This is a genomic window from Treponema sp. UBA7567 (assembly GCF_002476655.1).
Taxonomy (GTDB): domain Bacteria; phylum Spirochaetota; class Spirochaetia; order Treponematales; family Treponemataceae; genus Treponema_D.
Map to the genome: position 1 here is coordinate 9,015 of NZ_DLLH01000060.1, position 22,783 is coordinate 31,797.

General features: G+C 39.5%; 18 protein-coding genes. 10 read left to right on the forward strand and 8 right to left on the reverse strand.

The genetic code is table 11. The features are described 5' to 3' along the window. The 3 genes from carB to trhA form a co-directional block, all read left to right on the forward strand. Nucleotides 1-3,187, forward strand: a 3,187-nt coding sequence (gene carB / locus B3Y13_RS07565; protein WP_296693701.1) for a carbamoyl-phosphate synthase large subunit, incomplete at its 5' end; no start/stop codon positions are given. A 174-nt stretch (nt 3,188-3,361) separates the two neighbouring features. Next, entirely contained in the window at nt 3,362-4,819 is a 1,458-nt protein-coding gene (locus B3Y13_RS07570; protein WP_296693705.1) for an MATE family efflux transporter, read from the forward strand. Between the two features lie 194 nt (nt 4,820-5,013). Next, on the forward strand, nt 5,014-5,694 hold the full coding sequence (gene trhA / locus B3Y13_RS07575; RefSeq protein ID WP_296693708.1) for a PAQR family membrane homeostasis protein TrhA: 681 nt from the start codon (nt 5,014-5,016) through the stop codon (nt 5,692-5,694). Between the two features lie 47 nt (nt 5,695-5,741). Here trhA and B3Y13_RS07580 read toward each other — a convergent pair whose 3' ends face one another. Together B3Y13_RS07580 and B3Y13_RS07585 are read right to left on the reverse strand one after the other, a co-directional pair. After that, entirely contained in the window at nt 5,742-7,238 is a 1,497-nt protein-coding gene (locus tag B3Y13_RS07580) for an HDOD domain-containing protein (RefSeq protein ID WP_296669154.1), read from the reverse strand. Nucleotides 7,239-7,272: 34 nt separating this feature from the next. Beyond that, nucleotides 7,273-7,569, reverse strand: a complete 297-nt coding sequence (locus B3Y13_RS07585; protein WP_296016331.1) for a hypothetical protein — start codon at nt 7,567-7,569, stop codon at nt 7,273-7,275. 13 nt (nt 7,570-7,582) lie between these two features. Between B3Y13_RS07585 and B3Y13_RS07590 the strand changes: the two genes are divergently transcribed. The 3 genes from B3Y13_RS07590 to B3Y13_RS07600 all read left to right on the forward strand — a co-directional run bounded on the left by B3Y13_RS07590 (nt 7,583) and on the right by B3Y13_RS07600 (nt 9,482). Beyond that, nucleotides 7,583-8,407: a hypothetical protein gene (locus tag B3Y13_RS07590; protein ID WP_296693710.1), complete on the forward strand. Its 825-nt coding sequence runs from the start codon at nt 7,583-7,585 to the stop codon at nt 8,405-8,407. A gap of 91 nt (nt 8,408-8,498) precedes the next feature. Next, nucleotides 8,499-9,068: a signal peptidase II gene (lspA, locus tag B3Y13_RS07595; protein WP_296669150.1), complete on the forward strand. Its 570-nt coding sequence runs from the start codon at nt 8,499-8,501 to the stop codon at nt 9,066-9,068. A 117-nt stretch (nt 9,069-9,185) separates the two neighbouring features. Further along, nucleotides 9,186-9,482 (forward strand): hypothetical protein, encoded by a 297-nt coding sequence (locus B3Y13_RS07600; protein WP_296693713.1) that lies wholly within the window; start codon nt 9,186-9,188, stop codon nt 9,480-9,482. A 166-nt stretch (nt 9,483-9,648) separates the two neighbouring features. Here B3Y13_RS07600 and B3Y13_RS07605 read toward each other — a convergent pair whose 3' ends face one another. Further along, nucleotides 9,649-11,046, reverse strand: a complete 1,398-nt coding sequence (locus B3Y13_RS07605; RefSeq protein WP_296693718.1) for a hypothetical protein — start codon at nt 11,044-11,046, stop codon at nt 9,649-9,651. A 387-nt stretch (nt 11,047-11,433) separates the two neighbouring features. On the opposite strand from B3Y13_RS07605, the gene B3Y13_RS07610 reads away from it, so the two are divergent. The 3 genes from B3Y13_RS07610 to B3Y13_RS07620 all read left to right on the forward strand — a co-directional run bounded on the left by B3Y13_RS07610 (nt 11,434) and on the right by B3Y13_RS07620 (nt 15,900). Next, nucleotides 11,434-12,660 (forward strand): 6-phosphofructokinase, encoded by a 1,227-nt coding sequence (locus B3Y13_RS07610; protein ID WP_296016297.1) that lies wholly within the window; start codon nt 11,434-11,436, stop codon nt 12,658-12,660. 160 nt (nt 12,661-12,820) lie between these two features. Beyond that, nucleotides 12,821-14,656 carry a proline--tRNA ligase gene (locus tag B3Y13_RS07615; RefSeq protein ID WP_296693721.1) on the forward strand — a complete coding sequence of 612 codons (1,836 nt, stop codon included), beginning with the start codon at nt 12,821-12,823 and terminating at the stop codon, nt 14,654-14,656. A 146-nt stretch (nt 14,657-14,802) separates the two neighbouring features. Then, nucleotides 14,803-15,900: a hypothetical protein gene (locus tag B3Y13_RS07620; RefSeq protein WP_296693724.1), complete on the forward strand. Its 1,098-nt coding sequence runs from the start codon at nt 14,803-14,805 to the stop codon at nt 15,898-15,900. A gap of 147 nt (nt 15,901-16,047) precedes the next feature. On the opposite strand, the gene B3Y13_RS07625 is transcribed toward B3Y13_RS07620, so the two are convergent. After that, nucleotides 16,048-16,971, reverse strand: a complete 924-nt coding sequence (locus B3Y13_RS07625) for a GerMN domain-containing protein (RefSeq protein ID WP_296669143.1) — start codon at nt 16,969-16,971, stop codon at nt 16,048-16,050. A 149-nt stretch (nt 16,972-17,120) separates the two neighbouring features. On the opposite strand from B3Y13_RS07625, the gene B3Y13_RS07630 reads away from it, so the two are divergent. After that, on the forward strand, nt 17,121-18,167 hold the full coding sequence (locus B3Y13_RS07630; protein ID WP_296016271.1) for a sugar kinase: 1,047 nt from the start codon (nt 17,121-17,123) through the stop codon (nt 18,165-18,167). Between the two features lie 126 nt (nt 18,168-18,293). Here the strand turns inward: B3Y13_RS07630 and B3Y13_RS07635 are convergent, their stop codons facing one another. The 4 genes from B3Y13_RS07635 to B3Y13_RS07650 all read right to left on the reverse strand — a co-directional run bounded on the left by B3Y13_RS07635 (nt 18,294) and on the right by B3Y13_RS07650 (nt 22,764). Next, complete coding sequence (locus B3Y13_RS07635) at nt 18,294-19,067, reverse strand: TrmH family RNA methyltransferase (protein WP_296669141.1); 774 nt, start codon at nt 19,065-19,067, stop codon at nt 18,294-18,296. Nucleotides 19,068-19,150: 83 nt separating this feature from the next. After that, the gene (locus B3Y13_RS07640) at nt 19,151-20,770 is read right to left on the reverse strand and encodes an extracellular solute-binding protein (protein ID WP_296669139.1); all 1,620 of its coding nucleotides are present in this window, start codon (nt 20,768-20,770) and stop codon (nt 19,151-19,153) included. Nucleotides 20,771-20,916: 146 nt separating this feature from the next. Further along, a complete protein-coding gene (locus B3Y13_RS07645) occupies nt 20,917-21,807 on the reverse strand; it encodes a carbohydrate ABC transporter permease (RefSeq protein WP_296016250.1) in 891 nt (296 codons plus the stop codon). Nucleotides 21,808-21,822: 15 nt separating this feature from the next. Beyond that, nucleotides 21,823-22,764: an ABC transporter permease gene (locus tag B3Y13_RS07650; RefSeq protein WP_296016241.1), complete on the reverse strand. Its 942-nt coding sequence runs from the start codon at nt 22,762-22,764 to the stop codon at nt 21,823-21,825. Nucleotides 22,765-22,783: the final 19 nt, after the last annotated feature.

Genomic DNA, 22,783 nt, shown 5'->3' on the forward strand with positions numbered 1-22,783 from the left:
CGAATTTGACTATTCGGGAACTCAGGCTTGCAAGGCTTTGCGCGAGCTTGGCTACAAGATTGTTTTGGTGAATTCAAATCCGGCTACAATTATGACCGACCCTGTTATGGCGGACGCGACTTATATTGAGCCTCTTAATGTCGAAAGAATAAGCCAGATTATCGAGAAGGAACGGCCGGACGCGCTTCTTCCGAACTTGGGCGGTCAGACCGGACTTAACATGGCGATGGAGCTTAACAAGTCTGGTGTTCTAGACAAGTACGGTGTAAAAGTAATCGGTGTTAATCTTGACGCGATTGAGCGGGGAGAGGACCGTGAGATTTTCAAGGAGACAATGAAGAATCTTGGAATCGACACTCCTCGCTCTGATATTTGCCATACTGTAGAGGGCGCGGAAAAAATCGCCGAGGAAATCGGATTTCCGCTTGTTGTTCGTCCTGCATACACGATGGGCGGAGCCGGCGGCGGTTTCTGCTACAATGTCGAGGAGCTCCGCGCGATTGTCTCAAACGGCCTTGACCTTTCGCTCACTCACCAGTGTCTTATTGAAGAGTCGATTTTGGGCTGGGAAGAGCTTGAAGTTGAGGTTGTGCGCGACGCAAAGAACCAGATGGTCGCAATCTGCACAATCGAAAATATTGACGCGGTTGGAGTTCACACAGGAGACTCTTTCTGCGCCGCTCCTTTTATGACGATTGACAAGGAGCTTGAACAGAAACTCCAGAAAATGGCATTTAAAATCGTCGAGAATATCGGCGTAATCGGCGGAACAAACGTTCAGTTTGCGCACAATCCTAAAAACGGAAGAATCGTAATCATCGAAATCAACCCAAGAACTTCGCGCTCTTCGGCTCTCGCTTCAAAGGCGACAGGATTTCCGATTGCCTTGATTTCTGCAAAACTTGCTGCCGGTCTCACGCTTGACGAAATTCCTTACTGGCGCGACGGAACTTTGGAAAAATACACTTTGGGCGGCGCGCCTGACGGAGACTACGTTGTTCTTAAATTTGCTCGCTGGGCTTTTGAAAAATTCCGCGGAGCGAAGGATGAGCTTGGAACTTCAATGAAAGCTGTCGGCGAAGTTATGGCGATTGGAAAGAATTTTAAAGAAACTTTCCAAAAAGCAATCCGCGGTCTCGAAAACGGACGCGCTGGACTTGGCTTTGCAAAAGACTTTAACAAAAAATCTGCCGAGGAGCTTTGCGAAATGCTCAAGACCGCTTCTTCTGAAAGATATTTTCAGCTTTATGAGGCAATCAGAAAAGGCGTTCCGCTTGAGACTCTTTCAAAAATCACTTACGTAAAAGAATATTTCCTCAAAGAAATGAAGGAAATGGTTGACCTTGAGGAAGAAATGCTCAAAAATCCAGGACGCGTTCCGGAAGACAAGCTTTTGATTAAGGCGAAAAAAGACGGATTCAGCGACAAATATCTTTCAAAAATTCTCAAGGTTGCAGAAAAAGACATCCGCAAACGCCGCAACGAGCTTGGAATTAAGGAAGCATGGCTCAGAGTTCCTGTAAGCGGAGTAGAAAATGCCTGCTATTATTACTCAACATACAACGCAAAAGAAGACACTTCTGTTGCCACTGACAACAAGAAAAAAGTAATGATTCTTGGCGGCGGACCTAACAGAATCGGACAGGGAATCGAGTTCGACTACTGCTGCTGCCACGCCGCAATGCAGCTCAAAGAGCTTGGCTATGAGACAATAATCGTGAACTGCAACCCTGAGACAGTTTCCACAGACTATGACACTTCGGACAAGCTTTATTTTGAGCCTGTAACAACTGAGGATGTTCTTCAGATTTACGAAAAAGAAAAGCCTTTTGGAGTTATCGTTCAGTTTGGAGGACAGACTCCGCTCAATATTGCGCGCGAGCTTCAGGAAAACGGCGTGAATATTCTCGGAACTTCAATCGACTCTATCGATATTGCCGAAGACCGCGACTTGTTCCGCCACATGATGGAAAAACTCGAAATCCCGATGCCGGAAAGCGGAATGGCTGTTAATTTTGACGAGGCAAAGGCAATTGCAGACAAAATCGGCTATCCGATTATGATTCGTCCGTCATTTGTACTTGGCGGACGGGGAATGGAAGTTATCTACGACGAAAAAACTTTGCGCGAGTATGTTGAAAAGGCTGTCGGCGTTACTCCTGACCGCCCGCTTCTTATCGACCGCTTCCTTAAGAATGCTCTTGAATGCGAGGCAGACGCGCTTGCAGATTCTGAGCATGTTTATATTCCGGCAGTTATGGAGCATATCGAGCTTGCAGGAATCCATTCTGGAGACTCAGCATGCGTTATTCCTCCGGTTTCAATTCCGCTTGCAAATCTTGAGACAATCAAGGAATACACAAAGAAAATTGCCGAAGCTCTCCATGTCTGCGGTCTTATGAATATGCAGTACGCGATTGAGGACGGAAAAGTCTATGTGATTGAGGCGAATCCGCGCGCAAGCCGCACCGTTCCGCTCGTTTCCAAAGTCTGCGACACTCAGATGGCTCGTCTTGCCACAAGAATGATGCTCGGAGAATCATTAAAATCTCTCGGGCTTAAAGACAAGGTTATTCCGTATTTTGGAGCGAAGGAGGCAGTTCTTCCGTGGGCGAGATTTCCGGGCGTTGACCCGATTCTCGGACCTGAAATGCGCTCGACTGGCGAGGTTCTCGGGCTTTCAGACAACTTCCCGCTCGCTTTCTACAAGGCTCAGGAAGCCGCAGGCGCAGAACTGCCGCACGCTCCAGCTCCGTGGGAAAACAAGAAAGTCCTGATTTCTCTTAGCGACAAAGAAGGCTTAAAAGGACAGGTTCTTTACATCGGAAAAACTCTTTCTAAGCTAGGATTCACTCTTGTATGCACGCAGGGAACTGCTGAATTCTACCGCGAAAACGGAATCAAATGCGAGGAAGTGAACAAGATTGGCGCCGGCCGCCCGGACGTTGTAGACATAATTATGAACAAGGAAGTCTGCCTTGTAATCAACACACCAAAGGCAAAACGCAATTATGCCGAGGACAGAAAGACAATCCGCAAGGCGTGCCTTAAATACAAAGTTCCTTACATTACGACCTTGGCAGGCGCTTATGCCGCAGTTCAGGGAATCGAGGCTGTAAAGAACGGAAAAGGCGGCGAGGGCGGAGTAAAATCATTGCAAGAATATCACGCGATGATAAAACAGTAAATTTCGGACAAGAGGCTGTAAGAGCGCGCAAAGCGCGTTGCGGAACAAAGTGAAGCAATGCAGGCGAAAGCCGGAACTCTGAAAGACTCGGTTTTGGACTGTCCAAAAACAAAATATGCAAAAGTTGCGTCGTCAAATGAAAATTTTTGAAAAACGCAACAGCTGCATAAAAAAATGGACAGTCCAAAATGGCCCCAAATAAAAAAGTTCACAATTTTCCCCAAAAAAATACAGCAATTTCTAAAAAATCTTCAAAATTGCCGTAAAAATTACGAGGCATTCAAAATGAAAGATTTTACAGTCGGAAAAACATATCCGCAGCTTATAAACTACGCAATTCCCTTGATTTTGGGAAATTTTTTTCAATTGACTTATAATGCAGTCGATTCGATAATTCTCGGCCGTTTTGCAGGAAAAGAATGTCTTGCCGCTGTCGGAATTGCAAATCCCGTAATGAATATCATGATTTTTCTTATCGTTGGAATCTGTCTTGGCGCCAGCATAATCATGTCGGAGTTTTACGGCGCAAAAGACGAAAAAAAACTTAAAAACGAAATCAGCACTACAATAGCAATTGGTTTTTGCTTTACTCTTGCCGTAAGCGTCGTGTGCTTTATTTTTGTAAAACAACTTTTGCGTGCAATCCGCTGTCCCGAAGATTTAATCGAACACACAGCAAATTATCTCCGCGTCGTATTCGCCGGACTGATTTTTACTTTTTTTTACAATGTTTACGCTTCCGCCTTGCGCGCTGCCGGAGATTCAACTTCTCCAATCATCTGTGTTGCAATAAGCGCGGTTTTAAATGGAATTCTCGACTACTTTTTAGTTGCTGTCTGCGGTTTTGAAATGCACGGAGCGGCCTATGCAACAGTTGCCTCTCAGTTAATCAGCTGTATTTTAATAATCATCTATGTTTACAAAAAAGTTCCGCTTCTCGCACTAAAACCGCGGGAATTCAAAGTTGAACGCTCGCTTATATTGCGGACAGTCAATTATTCCTGGGCAACGGCCTTGCAGCAATGCGTTTTGTATGTCGGAAAACTTTTGGTTCAGTGCGCGGTCAATCCTCTTGGAGTTGATGCAATCGCAACTTTCAACGCCGGAACAAAAATTGACGATTTTTGCTACCAACCGACCCAGAGCATTGGACACACAATCACAACCTTTATGGCTCAAAACCGCGGAGCAAAAAAGCCGGCCCGCCAGCGTGAAGGTTTTTTAAAAGGCTTTTCGCTCGAATGGATTTATATTATTGTTACGTCAATTTTGGTTATTCTTTTTAGAAAACAGCTGGTTTTGCTTTTTGCAGGACAAAACGAAAGCGAAGTTTTGCGTCTTGGCGAAAAATATCTTTTTGTCATGGCCTGCCTTTACTTTTTGCCGGCAACAACCAACGGAATTCAGGCATTTTTCCGCGGAACAGGCGACATAAAAATAACCGTAATCTCGACAACATCCCAGATAATTTTCCGCGTAATTTTCAGTTTTATTTTCTGCAAAATGTTTGGAATTATCGGAACAGCCTATGCTTGTCTCGCCGGCTGGATTGCAATGCTCGCAGTTGAACTTCCAATTTTCTTTTTTGCCTGGAAAAATCTAAAAAAAGAAAGTCAGGGCGTTTCTCAATAAAAACTAACCGTTTTTATTGAGCCGGGCTTTTGCGTTATAAAATTGCTGCGCAATTTTTCCGTTCAGCCGCGCAGGCGCGTCCGAACCGCTTACGCGGCCAGCAATCCCTAACGCATGCAAAAAAAATGCAACCTTTTTACAAAAAGAGTGTCTAATTTTTCAGAAAACAAATTCACAAAAATGCGAGGAAAATTATGACACTCAAAACAGAAAACAAAGCTTTTGAACCAAACAAAAAGTCACCTGTCAAACCTTACACTTTGGGCGAAGAAATTTTCAATTCCGTAAGCCATGGAGCGGGTTCGCTTCTGGCAATTGCAGCAATCGTACTTTTAATTGTTTTTTCGCCAAAAAGACCAATGGTAATTACGAGCGTTTCCATTTACGGCGCATCAATGATTCTTCTTTACACAATGTCTTGTCTTTACCATGCTTTTACAAATATGCGCGTAAAAAAAGTATTCCAAATTTTTGACCATGTTTCTATTTATCTTTTAATTGCAGGAACATACACGCCATATTGCCTTGTAAATCTCGGCGGAGCGTTCGGCTGGACAATGTTTGGAATAATCTGGGGACTTGCCGCTTTAGGAATTACAATCTACTCAGTTTTTGGCAATAAAATGCGAAAAATTAGTTCAATCACTTATATTTTAATGGGCTGGCTTGTTTTAGCCGCTTTTATTCCATTAAAAAACGCATTGCCAAAATTAAGTTTTTCAATGCTTATTTGGGGCGGACTTATTTATACAGTCGGATTTGCATTTTACAGCGCAAAAAGCGTAAAATGGGCACATTCAATCTTCCATCTTTTTGTAATCGCAGGAAGCGTCCTGCACTTTTTCTCTGTCTTTTTTGCAATGAAATCTGCGTAAAATTTTACAGAAGAGCCGCATAAATTCTGTTTGTAAAAAAATCGAATTTACTGCGACTCTTTGTCAAAAGCCTTTTCCAAACTGTCGCTAATTTTTTGCATCTGAATTTCGTTTGTAATATGAAATTTTGCCAAAACTTCCTGATCAAACTGATAAAAATCAATATCTTTTATCTGATAATGCGCAATCATATCCGAAAGATAAACAATTTCGGTCAGCTTTTTAACATTTTCCGGAGCAAGGTCAGGTTCGTGATGATGCCGAATTACAGAAACAATAACTTCCGGAAAGTTCCACTTTTCTGCAATTAAGGCACCAATTTCTCCATGGTTTACACCAGCGACAAGTTTTTCAAAAATATCCGGCTGAATTCCTTTTTGAGCGCAAATGTCTTTTATCCGGTTTATGTACGCAGGATGAGTTGTTTCAAAAATCAATTTTCCCATATCATGCAAAAGACCGCAGATATAAGAATCTTCGACTATAGTTCTATCCGATGAATAAAAATTTCTTGCCAGATTGTAAGTATAAAAAGCTACACGATAAGCGTGTGTCCACAAGGCTTTTGTTTCTTCTCCAAGTGTATTCAAAACATTCATTGAACTTACAGAAAGAATCATATTTTTTATTCCGCGAATTCCTACAAGTTTAACAGCGTCAGAAATACTTCGGCAAGGAGAAGCCAGGGCAAAAGTTGCAGAATTTACAAGTCTTAACAAATCGGAAGTAAGGGAAATGTCGCTGGAAATAAGCGTAGCAATTTCGCTCATTTTCGAATCCGGGTTGTTTAAAAGACGGTTTATCCGCATGACGGAATCTGGAAATTGCGGCAACTCATCAATCAAATTGACAAATTCCCGGCTTACAACACTTAAATTATTTTGAGTTTTTTCGTCCAGCGGAAGAATTATTCTTGTAATTGTTTCGCCATTTTCGCACAAAATCTGGAAATTTTCTTCTGTAAGTCCAATTTTTTCCAGTATCAAAATCATAATTATAAGCCCAAGTCCAGCACCTTCTGTTTCATCAAGAACCTGATTCGTTGCCTGATCAACCGAAGTATACTGCTGAGCCCGGCTGAGTTTGTCATGCATTCGTTTGTATTCTTCAACTGTCAATTCGGAATTATTACGAACTTCAATTTTGATTTTATTGTTGCGCGCCTGAAGAATAAGTTTTACGTAAAGTCCGGCTTTTTTCTGCAAATCAAGGTAATAACGAATATTAGAGAGTGTTTCCCTCTTAAAATTCTTTATACCTTCAGAATATTGCTCTGCGTTAAAAATATCGAGATTTTTCTGCTTAAAAAAGATTCTCTTTGTATTTGCTTTTTTACCGTTTGTCAAAAGCTCGTTCAAACAATACGTCAAATATTCTGACATTTGATTTTGATTCAATTCGTTTAAGAACGCCTTCAACACCGAATCGATATAAGCTTCCATTTCTCGCGGAAGAGTATAAGTCGTTATCGAAAGAGGAATTCCAGCCCTTATGGCCATTTTGATTTTTGACAAATCGAGTTTTACTTTTTTAACAGGTGGCATAGCTATTTATAGATTATAACTCAACTTTTCACTATTATAAACATATGTTTGACGCTTTTCTTTCACAAATGCTAATTGTTTTTTTGTTATTTATAGTCTGTGTAAGATTCTTTTTTGCACGAAATTTAACAATTGACTCTTGCTCTGTTCTTGCTCCAATTGCATTTTTTCTTTCTCTCGCAAATATTTTTTTGTGGAATTTAACCGTACCAAACATCTTTCTTGCAGCTCTTTCATTTATCGTTTTCGCAACAAATTTCCGTGCAATTTTAAGACTTTTTTCAAGAGTTTTTGTCGACAGATATTCGGCTTTATTTTCAGTTTTTAGCATTTTGGAATTGATTTTGATTGTTTTTTCGGCAGTATTTTTGATTTTAAACCGTCCTGTAAAAATTGAACAAAAAAATTTCAATTCAAAAAAAACAGTTTACCGTCTGAGCGGAAGCATTTCGCACGGATTTGAACAGCTTTTGCCAGGCGATTTTTTCTACAGCTCAACAGGAACCTTAAAAATCTATGAACCGTTGACAATTTCTTCAGAAAAAACTGAATTAAAGAAAATTTTTTCAGAAAATACAGAAACTACAACGCTTGAACTCCCTGCTCCAACACAAGAATTGACGCAAAAAAAACAAAAACCAATAATTGTTTTTTGCGGGAGCGAAACTGCCGAAACTCAAGATTATGAACCTTATCTGCTTTTTTTGTCAAAAAAAGGCTTTACGGTTTTAGCGGCAGATTTTTATTCGCACGACTGCCTTTATCTTCCTGGAATTCTCAATTCGCGTATTTTCAGAAAATTTATGTTTTTAAACGACAAAAATAATTTTCAAAAAAGCGAAACCATGGCGGCAAAATTAAATCACACAAATTCATACAAAGCGCTCGCGAAACTTGCGCAAAAACTTTATGGAAAAGATTTTCCGCTCTTTTTTGTGTTTGACAGCCTCGATTTTAAGTCAATCTGCCAGATTACAGAAAATGCAGGAGTTCAAACCGCAGGATTTTTCAGTTTAAACACAATTCAAGAATACAAAACTTCAAAATTTGGATTTATCGAACAGACAAATATTCCTCTTGCGAAAAAATACGGACTTTCAAGAGATTCTTCTCTCTTTATTCCACGCTACCTGGCAAATAAAACCGCAGAACAGATAGAATCTGAATGAAACATAAAAAACAAACCGCTCTTTTTTTGAATGTCTACAGCTAATTAAAAACTATAGACTATAAACTTTTATTCTTTTATACTTTCAATTTATGGACACAGAAAATATCGTTGTGGAATTTAAAACAAAAACGTCTCTTTCAAAAAAATTGATTCCACTTATTTTAATGCTTCTTGTAATCGCTGCAGATCAGATTACAAAGCAGTTAATTGTAAAAATTATTCCGCTTACTTTTCCACCAAGCATGGGCTCTTCTTTTTTTGGTGATTTTTTAAGAATTATACACGTTTGCAATCCAGGAATTGCATTCAGCATAGGGCAGGGCTGGTCTTTAACTGCAAGAGCCTTTTTATTCCGCATAGTTCCGTTGTTTGTAATTATCTTAGTGCTTATTGTCTATTTTAGAAACGACGAATTCAGCTCACTTCAAAGATGGGCAATTGCAGGAATTGCCGGCGGCGGACTTGGAAATTTAATCGACCGTTTTTTCCGCAAAGAAGGCGTAATTGATTTTATTGATGTAAAATTCTACGGAATTTTTGGAATGGACCGCTGGCCAACATTTAATGTTGCAGACGCGGCGGTTGTAGTCTGCGGAATTCTTCTTTTAATCTCATTCGCATTTACAGTAAAAAAATCAAATTCAAATAAGGAGACATGATAAAAATTACATCCCTGTATTTTTTATCATTGCAGTTTGTTCAAGCGTTGCTTTCACAAACTATGATTCTCGCCATCCGTGGCTCGCCGCTAACGTGGTGTTTTTATGGGAGAAAAAATGACAACTCACGATAGAACTTTAGTTTTCAATCTTTGCGTCGCACTTTTTAATATAATACTCGGACTTGCAATAGAACTCGTATTGGTTGGAGGAAGTTTTATTTTCCTCTCAAAATTTCCAGTTATTGCAAACGGAATTTCAGTAAATGTTTTGCTTCCTTTTATACTTTTTGCAGGAATCATCCTCGCAATGATGATTAGCGTAAAGACAATAAGCTGGGCAATTAAAAAATTCGAATTGCAAGACAAACTGGAGCAAAAAGCCATAAAACGCTATATCCACGAAGAATTATAAAATTCTTCTGTGCCTTTTAGCCTCAGCAAAAAAAAGACGCAGACATTTTCAAAAATCGATTTGCAAAAAACAGCCTTCAATTATTTCAAAATAATAATCAAAGGCTGTTTTTTTTATTTCAACCAAACTTTCTGTAAATCTTCCTTAAAAAATTTAACAAAAAAACTTATTCTTCAAATTCCTCAAACAGCAGTTCCGACAGTTTTGCTTTTACTCCTGCCTGATGCGCACCAAGCCTGTAAGTCCCTGCCGTCAACGTAATTTTTTTCCCGGCAATGTCTGTACTTCCTGTTTTGGTCTTCGGCAACTCTTCTGTAGAAACAATTTCACCCTCAAAACTCGCTTCTCCGTCTTTTGAAGCAATTGAAATTCCATATTGTTCTTTTTGTGAACTTCCCAATATTTCTGTAACCGTCAAATACATCTTTTTTTCAACCGAAAATTCCACAAATCCCTGCTGTTCTTTACTCTTTAATTCAAGCACCGCAAAATTTTCATCAATTTTTGTACTTACCCTAATATTATTTACAGTTTGAAATCCTTCATTTGCCGCCTGTTTTTGGAATCCGCCGTTTACACCCATTTTATATTGCCCGGCAACTACAAATTTAGGTTGTCCAAAATTTGGACAACCTTCTTCAAAGCAGCATTTTTCCGCTTCTTCCTGGCTTTCGTAGTGAATTCCGCAGTTCAAACAAAAAAAATCGCTTTCGGCAAAATCAATTTTTGCAATTAAATTTCCGCAGTTTTTATTTTCATCTTCATCAACTTCATTTTTAAGCTTTTTACAAACAACCGAACACGAAGAAATTTCAAAATCCACCGTCCAGATTCCAACAAAATACGTTGCATTTGTTTCGGCACTGTCAAGCTTTAAAGTTCCGTTTTCCAGGCAAACTAAATCTTTTAAGGAACCGTCAGCATAAAAAACTGCCAAATTCGGATACAAAGAGTCATTTTCTCCAAGAATAACAGAAATTTCGTAATCATATCCAGCTTCAGTCTTTATTTTTACAAATTTCATTTCGTTTTCAGAAAGAGAAAAATCCCCTGCTTCAACTTCAACCGGAACTGCATAAAAACTTGCAACCGCCGTTTCTTCCGTCAAAATTTCAATTTCCTTAGAATTTTTTCCTTTAGAAACTGTTTTTCCATTTTTATCCAAAAGATGTATTTCAATTTCGCCTTCAGCATAAATTCCGCACGGAATTCCTTCAAACGTAAACACATAATTACTTCCGGGAACATAACTTTCTTGAGAATTTTCCTCAGTTTCAATCTTCTCCGCGCAAGAAAAATCCAACTCTTCCAGCCAGACAAATTCATCGCCACTTTTATATGCCAGTTTTACAGCATTTGTCTGCGTCGCAACAACACGAGTATTTTCTTTTATACTTTTTGCATAATCCGGAACAAAAACCGTAACTTTTGTGCTCCCGTATTCAAAATTTTCATTTTCCGCCATCTCTCCGCTAGAAGAACCATGTGAACAGCCGAACAAAAGCCAAACACAAACCGCCAAAACTAAAATTTCCGCCATTTTCCTAAAATTTTTTCTTTTCATTTTTCCTCCAATAAAAAAATACAAAATTCGATTTCAAGTTTATGGGTGGCTTTTTGTTCCGCTAAGCTGCACAAAACCGGGCTTTTCGGGGTTCCGCTAACGCTTCATTGGCTATTCGCCAACGGCTTTGCCGCCCCTACAATCCCTGCCACAAACAAAAAAGTCCACTCATAAAAACTTTTCATCTTTCTATATATTTAGTTGCGCTGAATGTCTAAAAATGACAAAAAATTCTTTGTATTCGTTCTAAAAAAGCTTATTTTTTATTTTTAACACAATTAAAACTTTAAAATAAAATTTCTTGTTTCTATTCCCGTGTTTTAGTGATATTATATAAAAAGGTTTTTTAACAAAAAGTTTTAACTTTAAAAATTAATGGAGAAATTTATGATTGGAAATGTAATTGTTGGACAGTCTGGCGGACCTACAGCAGTAATCAATTCATCACTCGCCGGCGTTTATCAAACCGCTAGAGATCGTGGTGCAAAAAAAGTTTATGGTATGCTTCACGGTATCAAAGGACTTCTCGACCGTCAGTATGTTGATTTGTCCCAGAAAATCCGTTCAACAATGGAAATAGATCTTTTAAAAAGAACTCCGTCTTCTTATCTCGGTTCTTGCCGCTATAAGCTTCCTGACGTTGCCAGCGACAAAGCAACTTTTGAAAAAATCTTTGCAATTTTAAAAGAACTCGAAATTGAGTATTTCTTCTACATCGGCGGAAATGACTCAATGGACACAATTGCAAAGCTTTCGCAGTATGCTGAAGAAATCAAAAGCCCAATCCGCTTTATTGGCGTGCCAAAAACAATCGACAACGATTTGGCAATTACAGACCACACACCAGGTTTTGGTTCAGCGGCAAAATTCATCGCTTCTACAATGAAAGAAATTATTCGCGATGGTCTTGTTTACGATTATCCAACTGTAACTGTTGTTGAAGTTATGGGCCGCAATGCAGGCTGGCTTACCGCAGCTTCTGCTCTTTCTAAATCAGAAGATTGCGAAGGAGTTGATTTAATCTATCTTCCAGAAAAACCTTTCAATATCGATATGTTCATTACCCGCGTAAAAGAACTTTCCTCTTCTGGAAAATCCGTTGTTATCGCTGTTTCTGAAGGAATTAAACTTCCTGACGGACGTTATGTTTTTGAACTCGGCCAGCACGCTGATTCAGTCGATGCTTTTGGTCACAAGCAAATGTCTGGAACCGCAAGTTTTCTCGCAACAAAACTTCAGCTTGAACTTGGAGTAAAGGCTCGTGCAATCGAGCTTTCAACTCTCCAGCGTTGTGCCGCCCATATTTCAAGCCGCACTGACATTACAGAAGCTTTCAATGTTGGCGGAGCTGCCGTAAAAGCAGCATTTGAGGGTGAAACAGGCAAAGTTGTTGTTCTTAAGCGCGTTTCTGACGATCCATATATGTGCATTACAGAAACTGCCGACGTTCGCGACATTGCAAATGTTGAAAAGAAAGTTCCTCTTGAATGGATTTCTGGTGACGACCATGTTACAAAAGACTTGATTCACTACATTCACCCTTTAATTCAGGCAGAACTTAGTCCGATTATGGTTGACGGTCTTCCACGCCACTTGACGTTAAACTGCAACTAATTCACTTTTTTGGGTTGAATAAGCCGAATTGACAGGTTCACCGAAATTCGCTTATTCAGCCCATTTTTTTTCCATAACATTTTCAATTATTTTTATTCCTTATCACACATTTTTTCGGTTAGTTGCCACTAAAGTTTTATTTCAATAAAATATATAAATCATGAAAACTTCAAAATTTTATATTTCAACGCTCCGCGAAGCTCCGGCAGAAGCCGTAATCGCAAGCCACAAACTTATGCTCAGAGCAGGAATCACCCGCAAACTCGGAAACGGACTTTACACTTATCTTCCGCTTGGACTGCGCTCACTTTATAAACTCGAACAAATAATCCGCGAGGAATGGAACAATACAGCTGAAGCCCTTGAATTTAAGCCAACAGTAATTCTCCCAGGCGACATCTGGAAAGAATCTGGCCGTTGGGAAACTATGGGCTCACAAATGCTCAAAGCAAAAAACCGCGGTGAACAGGACATGGTTGTTTCTCCAACTGCAGAAGAAGCATTTACTGCGATTGTCCGCGACGGACTCAGTTCTTACAAGCAGCTCCCTGTAAATCTTTACCAGATCAACACAAAATACAGAGATGAAATCCGCCCAAGATACGGCGTAATGCGCGGCCGCGAGTTCATAATGGCGGACGGCTACACAATGAACGCTGACGACGAGTCTCTTGATGAATCATACAAACTCTACGAGAAAGCATATTTCCGCATATTCAAACGTCTTGGACTCAAAATCATTCCAGTGCGCGCGGACTCAGGCGCAATGGGAGGAAGCGGTTCAGAAGAATTCATGGTTGAATCCCCAATCGGCGATGACACTTTGATTATCTGCCCGAACGAAAAATGCGGTTTTGCGGCTAACGTTGAAAAAGCATGGTGCAAAAGCGATGACTCTGTGAACAAAAAAGGCGAAAAACCGTCAAAAACAGAGCTCCCTGTCGAAATAGTAGCAACTCCAAACGTTTTCTCAATCGAAGATATGGAAAAATTCTTTGACGAATCACCAAAAATGTTCATCAAGGCTCTCATTTACCGCGTAATCAACTCATCACTCGACATGACAGGCGCAAACGGCGCAGACAAATGGAAGAGAGTAAAAGACCCTGCCGGTGATTACTATCCACTTTCTTATGTTTGTGTCCTTATCCGCGCAGATTTAGACGTAAACGAAGCAAAACTTGCAGCAACCCTCAAAGCATCAGAAGTTGTCCTTGCAGAGGCAGAAGAAGTTCTTGAATACGCAGGCGCTCCACACGGTTTTGTCGGCCCGGTTACAGCAAAATGTCCGCTCGTAGTTGATTATTCTGTCGTAAAAGACGGCGAGGCAAAAATGCACGATGCAATCGCAGGCTCTGGAAAAGACGGCTATCACATTATTCACGTTGAACCGCTACGCGACTTCGTCCCATACATCAATGCAGACGTCCGCACAGTAAAAGAAGGCGACAAATGCCCTCTCTGTGGCGAAACTTTCTATACAAGAAAAGGAAACGAGCTCGGCCACATCTTCAAGCTCGGTCACAAATACACAAAGTCAATGCACGTAACTTTCCTTGCAAAAGACGGCAAACCGGCAGAACCGACAATGGGCTGCTACGGAATCGGCGTTGACCGCACACTCGCCTCAATCATCGAAAAAAACAACGACGAGAAAGGCATTATCTGGCCAATGTCAGTTGCACCGTTCCAAGTTTGCATCGTTCCAATCAAATACAACGGAGCAATGAAAGAAGTTGCCGACACAATTTACGAGAAACTCACAAAAGCAGGAATCGAAGTCCTTCTTGACGACCGCGACGAACGCCCTGGAGTTAAATTTGCCGATATGGAACTGATTGGAATTCCTCTCAGAATTACAGTCGGCGACAAAAATCTTCCAAATGTTGAATTCAAACCACGCAGCGCAGCCGAAGCAGAACTTGTTCCAGCAGAAAGCGCAGCAGAAAAAGCAATTCAATTTGTAAAAGACGAACTCGCAAAACTTCAAGCATAAACTTTTTTAAGCTCAAAATGCAAATTTTTCAAACTTTGAGTTTAAAAAAATCGTCATCAAAATAAAAAACGGTCATTAAACTAAAACCCAAATCGGCAAAAGCAAAATGACCGTCTTTTTTCACTTTTTTTTTCAATCGAGGAAATATGAAATCCGTTCCTTCAAAAAAATCCTTTTTTTCAGTTTTGTTTTTTTCATTTTTTTCTTGTCTTTTTGCACTTCCGGGCGTAACAAAAAAAATTCCGGATTTGTCGGGACAGTTCGTTTATTACGAAGACAAAAGCTTTGAGCGCGAATCATATTTCGGAATTATTTTCTACGATGAAGGAACTTACGGTCTTCGCTATTTTGCACCGTCAAAAACAGACATCAAGCCACTTTTACCAAAAAAAGACATTCAAATTCTTTTTTCTCTCGACATTACAAAAAAATACGTTGAGCTCACCGGCGAACGCATAATTTCCGCAATTTCTCCAGAAGACACAGACATAATCAATTACCTTCACGATATGCTTTACGAACTTACAGCCCGCCTCCAAAAAGCTTCTCAAAACGGCTTTATCGAAGACAAAATTACCGTTCCACAGGAATTTGAACAATTTGGCGGCGAGGTAAAAATCAATTTCGACCCGTTCATTCCAATTTTCAACGTAAAATCAATCGAAGACTCAACTGGAAAAATCGTTTTTAACCTTGTAACCGCAGGTCAACTTTCTTCTTCTTCCGACGAAAATTTCAGTGCATTTGAAGGACTTCCTGTAAAAACCGAAGACCAGCATTCATTTTCACTCAACAAAAAAGCCGAAAAACAAAAAATCACCTATAAAAAAACTTCCGGCTTCACCCAAAAAATCACTCTCGACAGTCAGTGGACAGCAAAAGCCGAAAATTTTTACACACTTTCAAACAGCGCAATTCTCGCTTTCGACATAATCGACCTTTCAAAAACCGATTCCGCACAAAAAGCAACCGTTTCCGACACTCTTTTACAAAAATTCACACTCGGCACAGACGGAACTTATCCTTATTCTCAATTGCAAAAATTAGAAACCGCATCTTCAGGAACAAAAGTGTCAAACTTGTTTTTTAACGACATTTCAAAATCTTTCACGCGTGACTTCAAAATTTTGACACATCTCGACGAAAACCACCTCGCAATAATGTCTTTGACCGTTTTTCAAGGAGTCTATAGCAAAAACAGCAAATATTTCGATTCAATTATAAAATCGTATTCGGCAAAATAATTTTTTGAATTTTTGGGTGGCTTTTTGCATCGCAAAAATCGGGCTTTTCAGGGTTCCGCCTTTCGGCTCCAGCCGCTTCCTTCACTCGCTGCTCTCGTTCAGTCCAGTGTCCGGCTTCGCCGCCCTTACAATCCCTGCCACATTTTTTTAATTAAAACTTGAACGCGAAAGCGGACTTCCAATCCAAATTCCTTCACTTCCCAAATACTCTTTTTTCTGACCTTCAATCAAAAACTGCACGCTGTTTACCGTTCCAAATTCTGTCGCAGTATAAACAATCTGCATAAGCTGAGCCTGATAACCGTCCATTCCGACCGTATTAAACTCAAATTGCTCATTAAAATTCAAATAGGCAATACCATCACGCACAGAAGCCGACAAAAGCCTTGTTCCCTCAGGAATCAAACTTCTATAACCGCGAGCACTTTCCTGCGCATTTGGTCCAGCAAGCAAAATATTCATATTAGTCACAAGCGGCGAATCATTTTTTTCAACAGCCCGCGTAATCATTTTTCTGCTCAAAGTTCCATCTTCGCCAATATAAACAAAATAAATTTTTTGGTTAGTTACAGTAATAGTTTTCTTTTCAGGAGCTTTTGTTTTTTCTTCTTTTTTTATATTTGCCGGAGAATTTTCCGTGCTTTTTTCTTGTTTTCCCTCATTTTTTGCAACTTGCGGTTTTTCTTCCGTTTTTTCGGTCTTTTTTATTCCTTCACTCTGATTTTGTTTTTTCTGGTCAGGAACATCTTCATTTGCCGATTTATTTTCATCAAATTTTTCAACCGAAGGCAACACTTCTGTTCCCAAGTTTTCTTGAGAACTTTGCTTTGTTTCTGTTTTCAATTCAATAACGGTTTCAATTTCCGGTACTTTTTTTTCTTTTACTTCATGCTTTTGAATAAATTCCGGAGTGGTTCCAAAAAGGCGTTCAAAAAATCGCGTCGTTTTTAAATTTGAATATATATCGTCCTGTTTTACCAAAAATACAATTAAAAGAATCAAAAATCCAAGAATCCAGCAAGCAAAAGCCAATCCTGTCGAGTTTTTTCTATTTTTTTCATTTTTTGCCATATCATCTAGTATAATTGACACCAAATTAAAAGTCCACGCAAAGCCAGCCGAAGTTTTACAGAAGCGAAAAATTTTCATAATTCTACTTGTTCCATTTTCTTTTAAACATTAAACTAATATCCGTACGAAATTTTAAATTGAGGCGATTTATGGATAAAAAAGGTGCTTTCTACGAACACAAAGAATTTGATTTAATTACTTTTGGAGAAACAATGCTTCGTCTTTCTCCTCCAGTAAATGAACTTATTTACAAAAGCGACTCTTTTAAAAAACATGCGGGCGGAGCAGAACTCAATGTTGCCTGTGGAGTTTCTCTTTTAGGCTGCCGTTCTGGAATTATCACCCGTCTTCCAAAAAATCAACTTGGAACTTTCATCAAAAACCGTATCCGCTCATCTTCTGTCAGCGATGACTTTATCATTTGGGACGAATCTCCAGAGGCCCGTGTCGGAATTTATTTTTACGAAAACGGAGCTTATCCGCGCAAACCGACAGTTGTTTACGACCGAAAAAATTCTTCCATCACAAAAATCAAGGAATCTGAAATTCCAGAAGACATTTATAAAAAAGCAAGAATGTTTTACACGTCAGGAATCACTCTAGCTTTGAGCGAAGCAACTCGTAATCTCGCAATCAACATGATAAAAAAATTCAAGGCAGAAGGGACTCAGATTGCGTTTGACGTAAACTACCGTGCAACACTTTGGGACGAAGAAACAGCCCGCGAAACAATTAAACACGTTCTACCTTATGTCGATGTTCTTTTTATTTCCGAAGAAAGTTGCCACCGTATGTTCCAAATGAAAGGAACTCTCGAAGACATGCATAGGCAGTTCTGTCGCGATTATCCAAATATTCAGTTGATTGCAACTTCACAACGCGAAGTAATCAGTCCAAAAGTTCATTCATTTGGTTCGACAGTGTATTTAAAACGTCTGGACAAATTCTATCGTGAAGAACCTTACAAAGACATTGACGTTGTTGACCGCATTGGTTCTGGCGACGCTTATTGTGCTGGCGTTCTTTTTGGACTTCTTCATTACGATGATGCTCAAAAAGCCGTTGAATTCGGCAACGCAACTTGTGCTACAAAAAATACAATTTTCGGAGACCTTCCAGTTTCCGACTTCCGCGAAATCGAAGCGATTATCAAGGCTCATCAGACAAAAGGCAAACAGTCAGAAATGAACCGTTAACAAAAATATCTTAAAAAAAATCGGTGGTTTAAGGGCAAAAAAATCTCTTGACCACCGATTTTTTTATATACTTATTGAATAAATTTTCCTTCTAAAAAAAAGTGCCAGACATTGCAAATAAGTTTTTTATTTTCTCATCTCATACAAGACAATTGCGGCCGCCTGCGCAACATTCAAACTTTCAATGGGACGCTCAGCGCTTTTTCCAAATGTGCTTGTATTAGGAATTATAATAAGTTCATCACAATTTTCTTTTACCTGTTTTGAAATTCCGTGCTCTTCATTTCCAAGAACTATTAAAGCCGATTTATTTGCGCTTAATTCTTTTAACTTTCCTACTGGCTGAGTTGCATTTACATCTGTACCAAAACGAAGCATTTTTCCTTTCATTGCTTCCAGCAAACGGACTATCGACTTTACAGAATAAATATTTACATATTCCATTCCGCCTTGCGCAACCCGGTACGAACTTGTTGTAATCGAAGACTGAGCTTCATCCAAAGGAATAATAACATTTTTAACACCAAAAAAAGCTGCGCTTCTTACAATCGCACCAAGGTTATTTGCATTACCAACGCGGTCAAGGATCAAAGCAGTCTCTTTTTCGTGCAGCCATTCGTTAGTCACATCGCTGTCCAAAGGGTTAATTTCCGGCTGCTCAATCATTGCAACCACACCCTGATGGTGAACACTTCCGCAAAGTTTTTCTAATTCATTTTCATCTTTTACTTTATTGTACGGAGCCTTTCTTTTTGCAAGTGATCTACATAATTCCCCAAAAGAATTCATTCTTTCTTCAGTATAATAAAACCGTCTTATTTTCTGGGGATTTTCTTTTGCAAGTGCTTTTACAGCCTCAAAACCACAGACTGCAAGTTCTTTCTTTTGTGTATTTTTCATATATTGAATATAAATCAAATTTAAATAAAAAAAAAGCGGTATCTTTCGACACCGCTTTTCGGGTTTTACTAATTTTACTAAAACTAGTAAAGAAGGTTCATTTCCTTCATCTTAGCAATACCAGCCTGTTCCCAAGCCTTTCCACCCATGTTGTTGAATTCTGCCAACCAAGCATCCCAGTTAGCTTTTGTAAGCTGGCGTTTGCCTGTCATAAATTCAACTACACCCTGTTCATAGAAACGCTGAAGGTCAGCATCTGGAAGAGGGAGAAGAGAAGCGCCAATTACTGGTGTCCATGGTTTAGACTGCATTTCGCGGAGAGCCTTCAATGAAGAAAGCTGTTTCTTTGAAACTGCTGTTGTATAAGTTGGGTAACGAGACATAAGTTCAGCATCTGAGTTGTAGTAAACCATGTTGCGGAGCTGAGTCAAAGGCTGCATCTTTGGCTTAGAGAAAGCCATGTTCTTATCTGGAATACCATCTTTTGTTGGTGCACCTGTTTTTGGATCAAGTACATAGTTTACACCTTCAACACCGTATCCAAGGAGATAGTAACCTTCGTCAGAAGACATCCATTCAAGAAGACGAGCAATCATCTGTTTCTTTGTAATAGTCTTTTTAGTTCCATCAACATCTTTCCAGTTCTTGATTGTCTGGTCAGCGTTTCTTTTTGCTACACAGTAGCGGCGGTAAGCCTGATCATAAACACCAGCAGCTGATTTTCCTTTTGGTCCAACAGGTGGATCAACGATAATCAATTCACCTTTAGGGAAGTTCTGATCGAATGGAGCATAGTTAGATTCTGCAAATGCAGCAGCGTTCTGTTCACGGAAGATACCGAATTTTCCCTGTTTCCAAGAAGCACGGTAGTCATCCTTTTTATAAGCTGTCCAGTTTGGATCTATAACCTTTGCATCAATGATTTTCTTGAGGAATTCAAGAGCATCGTAATATTCTGGTTTGTTGATGTTAAGACCTGCGCCGTCTTTAGACATAGACCAAGTTCCAGCAACACCAAATGCACCGAACCATGGGTCAAAACGAGCACCAAGACCTTCACACATTGGCTTAAGTTCGATATACGCGCCGAGACCGTATGTATCGTTCTTTCCGTTTCCATCTGGATCTTTGAAAGTAAATGCTTTCATTACTTCGAAGAATTCATCTGTTGTCTTAGGAACTTTGAGTCCGAGTTTGTCGAGCCAGTCTTTGCGGATAAGAATACCTTCATTACGAACGATTGTACCTGGCTGATCAAGACCATAGCAAACACCGTTTACAGTAGAGTGCTTGCGGGCATCTTTATCATAAAGCTTTGCAGTGCGGTTAGGCATCATTGCAAACATATCATCTACAGGAGCAAGAAGTCTCTGTTTTGTCAAAATCTGGAAACAGTTATCGCTTACCATGAACAAGTCAGGAAGAGAGTTTGCAGCACCAGCAGCGTTGATTTTTGTATCCTGGTCAGATTCGTTTGAAGGAAGAGCTGTTACAACCAAGTTAATTCCGAGCTTTTCCTTAATAATTTTATAAGCAACCCAGTCAGCAGGTGGCGGACCAGCTTCTGTTACAGCAGCACCGTACCAAAGTTCAATGTTAACTGTACCGTCTTTGTTTGCCTTCCATTTTTTTGCAGCAAAAACTGGAGAAGCAACTGTAAGAACCAAAGCGATGAGCGCGAGATTCTTGAAAAAGTTTTTCATTTTATCCTCCTTATATTGAATCGAATGAAAACAATTTTATAAATAAAAATATCCGATTTTAAAATCGCGATACCTTAATTATAGCACAAAAAATTGACCAGACAATATCTTTTTATCATCTGGTCAAGCAAATGCAGTATTAAAACTTAGCCCTTAACAGAACCAAGCATTGTACCCTTTGTAAAGTATTTCTGAATAAATGGATAAGCAATAATCATAGGAATTGCCGACATAAATACAGAAGCCGCCTTAATAGCCTGTACAGAAGCATTTCCGAAAGCGTTTACTTCAACGTATTCGTTCATACCAGAAGCCATCAAAATGTTGCGGAGCAAGATTGGAAGTGGCTGCAAGTAAGCTTCGTTCAAGTAAAGCATAGCGTGCATGAAGTCATTCCAGAAGTTTACAGCGTAGTACAAACCAATTGTCATAATGATTGGTTTTGACAACGGAAGAATGATAGACACAAGAACATACCATTCAGCAGCACCATCAATACGAGCAGATTCTTTCAAAGATTCAGGAATTCCTTCAAAGAAACCACGCATAATCAAACAGTTGTATGTACCAATTGCACCAGGCAAGAAGATTGAAGCCAAATGGTTTGTAAGATGAAGATTTGTTACAACAAGGTATGTTGGGATTACACCAATATTAAACAAATATGGAATAAGCACAAAGTAGTTAAGGATTTTGCGTCCTGGAAGATCAGAAACTGACATACAATATGCCATAGGAACTGTAAGAGCAAGAGCAGTTACAACACCGAATGCCATAATCTTCAAAGAGTTCCAAAATGCTGTAATAAATCCAGCGTTACCGAGCAAAGCTTTGTAAGCAGAAACATCCCATTTCCATACAGGAAGGAACATACCTTCAAAGTTTGTTCCAAGGAATGAGTTTGGACGGAAAGAAAGTGTGATTGTAGACCACATTGGGATCGCAATAATTACACCAACAAAAATAAGAAATGCATTGATACAAATATAGAATGTGCGATCGCCTGCAGTAAGTTTTACTGTACTTGGTTTTGTCATTTTAGTCTCCCTTAATTACAGAAGTGAAGAATCAGCAAGTTTTTTAGTAACAGCGTTAGATGCCATTACGAGAAGCATACCGATTACACCCTTGAAAATACCAACGGCAGTAGCAAGAGCAAACTTGAACTGCAGAAGACCCTGACGATATACCCAAGTATCGATAATATCGGCTACAGAATATACAGGAACAGAGTACAACATGAACATCTGGTTAAATCCAGCATCAAGAACTGTACCGAGTTTAAGAAGAACTACGGTTACAATTACTGGCTTAATAGACGGAATTGTAATATACCAAACACGCTGAACAGCAGATGCACCTTCAACCATTGCGGCTTCAAACAATGAAGGGTCAATTCCCATCAAAGCAGCAATAAAGATAATTGCAGCCCATCCCATTTCCTTCCAAGCATCAGAAATAATTACAATAGCAGGGAATGTATGAGTGTTTGTAAGAAAATCTACTGGATCACCGCCAAAAAATTTAACGATGTCGTTTACCATACCATCACCAGGAGCCAAAAGTACAAGCAAGATACCGTACATAATAACCCACGAAAGGAAGTGCGGAAGATAAGCAAGAGTCTGTACAACTCTACGAAGAATGTCATGTGTACATTCATAAAGAGTTACAGCAAGAATAATTGAAAGCGGAACACTGATTACAAGTTTTAACAAACTGTAAAAAATTGTGTTGCGAAGCAATTCACCAAAATAGAATGACTGGAAGAAGTCTACAAAATTGCGGAATCCAATCCAGCTACTTCCCCAAATTCCATCTGAAGGCAAAAAGCTTTTAAAAGCAATCTGTCCGTTCACAATTGCACCATACTTCAAAATAGCATAGTAAACAGCTGGGATAACGAGCAGTGCATAAACAGAATAGTGTCTCTTAACATCTTTCCAAAGGTTTTTCTTTGGAGCTTTAAGAGCTGTTGTTTCTTGTGCGATCATATTTAACCTCAGTTCTTTT

Bases quoted from the DNA above. Each gene is read 5' to 3' on its own strand.
- B3Y13_RS07570 (WP_296693705.1), top strand. From the start codon at position 3,362: ATGGACAGTCCAAAATGGCCCCAAATAAAAAAGTTCACAATTTTCCCC.
- trhA (WP_296693708.1), top strand. From the start codon at position 5,014: ATGACACTCAAAACAGAAAACAAAGCTTTTGAACCAAACAAAAAGTCA.
- B3Y13_RS07580 (WP_296669154.1), bottom strand. From the start codon at position 7,238: ATGCCACCTGTTAAAAAAGTAAAACTCGATTTGTCAAAAATCAAAATG.
- B3Y13_RS07585 (WP_296016331.1), bottom strand. From the start codon at position 7,569: ATGCTAAAAACTGAAAATAAAGCCGAATATCTGTCGACAAAAACTCTT.
- lspA (WP_296669150.1), top strand. From the start codon at position 8,499: ATGGACACAGAAAATATCGTTGTGGAATTTAAAACAAAAACGTCTCTT.
- B3Y13_RS07600 (WP_296693713.1), top strand. From the start codon at position 9,186: ATGACAACTCACGATAGAACTTTAGTTTTCAATCTTTGCGTCGCACTT.
- B3Y13_RS07605 (WP_296693718.1), bottom strand. From the start codon at position 11,046: ATGAAAAGAAAAAATTTTAGGAAAATGGCGGAAATTTTAGTTTTGGCG.
- B3Y13_RS07610 (WP_296016297.1), top strand. From the start codon at position 11,434: ATGATTGGAAATGTAATTGTTGGACAGTCTGGCGGACCTACAGCAGTA.
- B3Y13_RS07615 (WP_296693721.1), top strand. From the start codon at position 12,821: ATGAAAACTTCAAAATTTTATATTTCAACGCTCCGCGAAGCTCCGGCA.
- B3Y13_RS07620 (WP_296693724.1), top strand. From the start codon at position 14,803: ATGAAATCCGTTCCTTCAAAAAAATCCTTTTTTTCAGTTTTGTTTTTT.
- B3Y13_RS07625 (WP_296669143.1), bottom strand. From the start codon at position 16,971: ATGGCAAAAAATGAAAAAAATAGAAAAAACTCGACAGGATTGGCTTTT.
- B3Y13_RS07630 (WP_296016271.1), top strand. From the start codon at position 17,121: ATGGATAAAAAAGGTGCTTTCTACGAACACAAAGAATTTGATTTAATT.
- B3Y13_RS07635 (WP_296669141.1), bottom strand. From the start codon at position 19,067: ATGAAAAATACACAAAAGAAAGAACTTGCAGTCTGTGGTTTTGAGGCT.
- B3Y13_RS07640 (WP_296669139.1), bottom strand. From the start codon at position 20,770: ATGAAAAACTTTTTCAAGAATCTCGCGCTCATCGCTTTGGTTCTTACA.
- B3Y13_RS07645 (WP_296016250.1), bottom strand. From the start codon at position 21,807: ATGACAAAACCAAGTACAGTAAAACTTACTGCAGGCGATCGCACATTC.
- B3Y13_RS07650 (WP_296016241.1), bottom strand. From the start codon at position 22,764: ATGATCGCACAAGAAACAACAGCTCTTAAAGCTCCAAAGAAAAACCTT.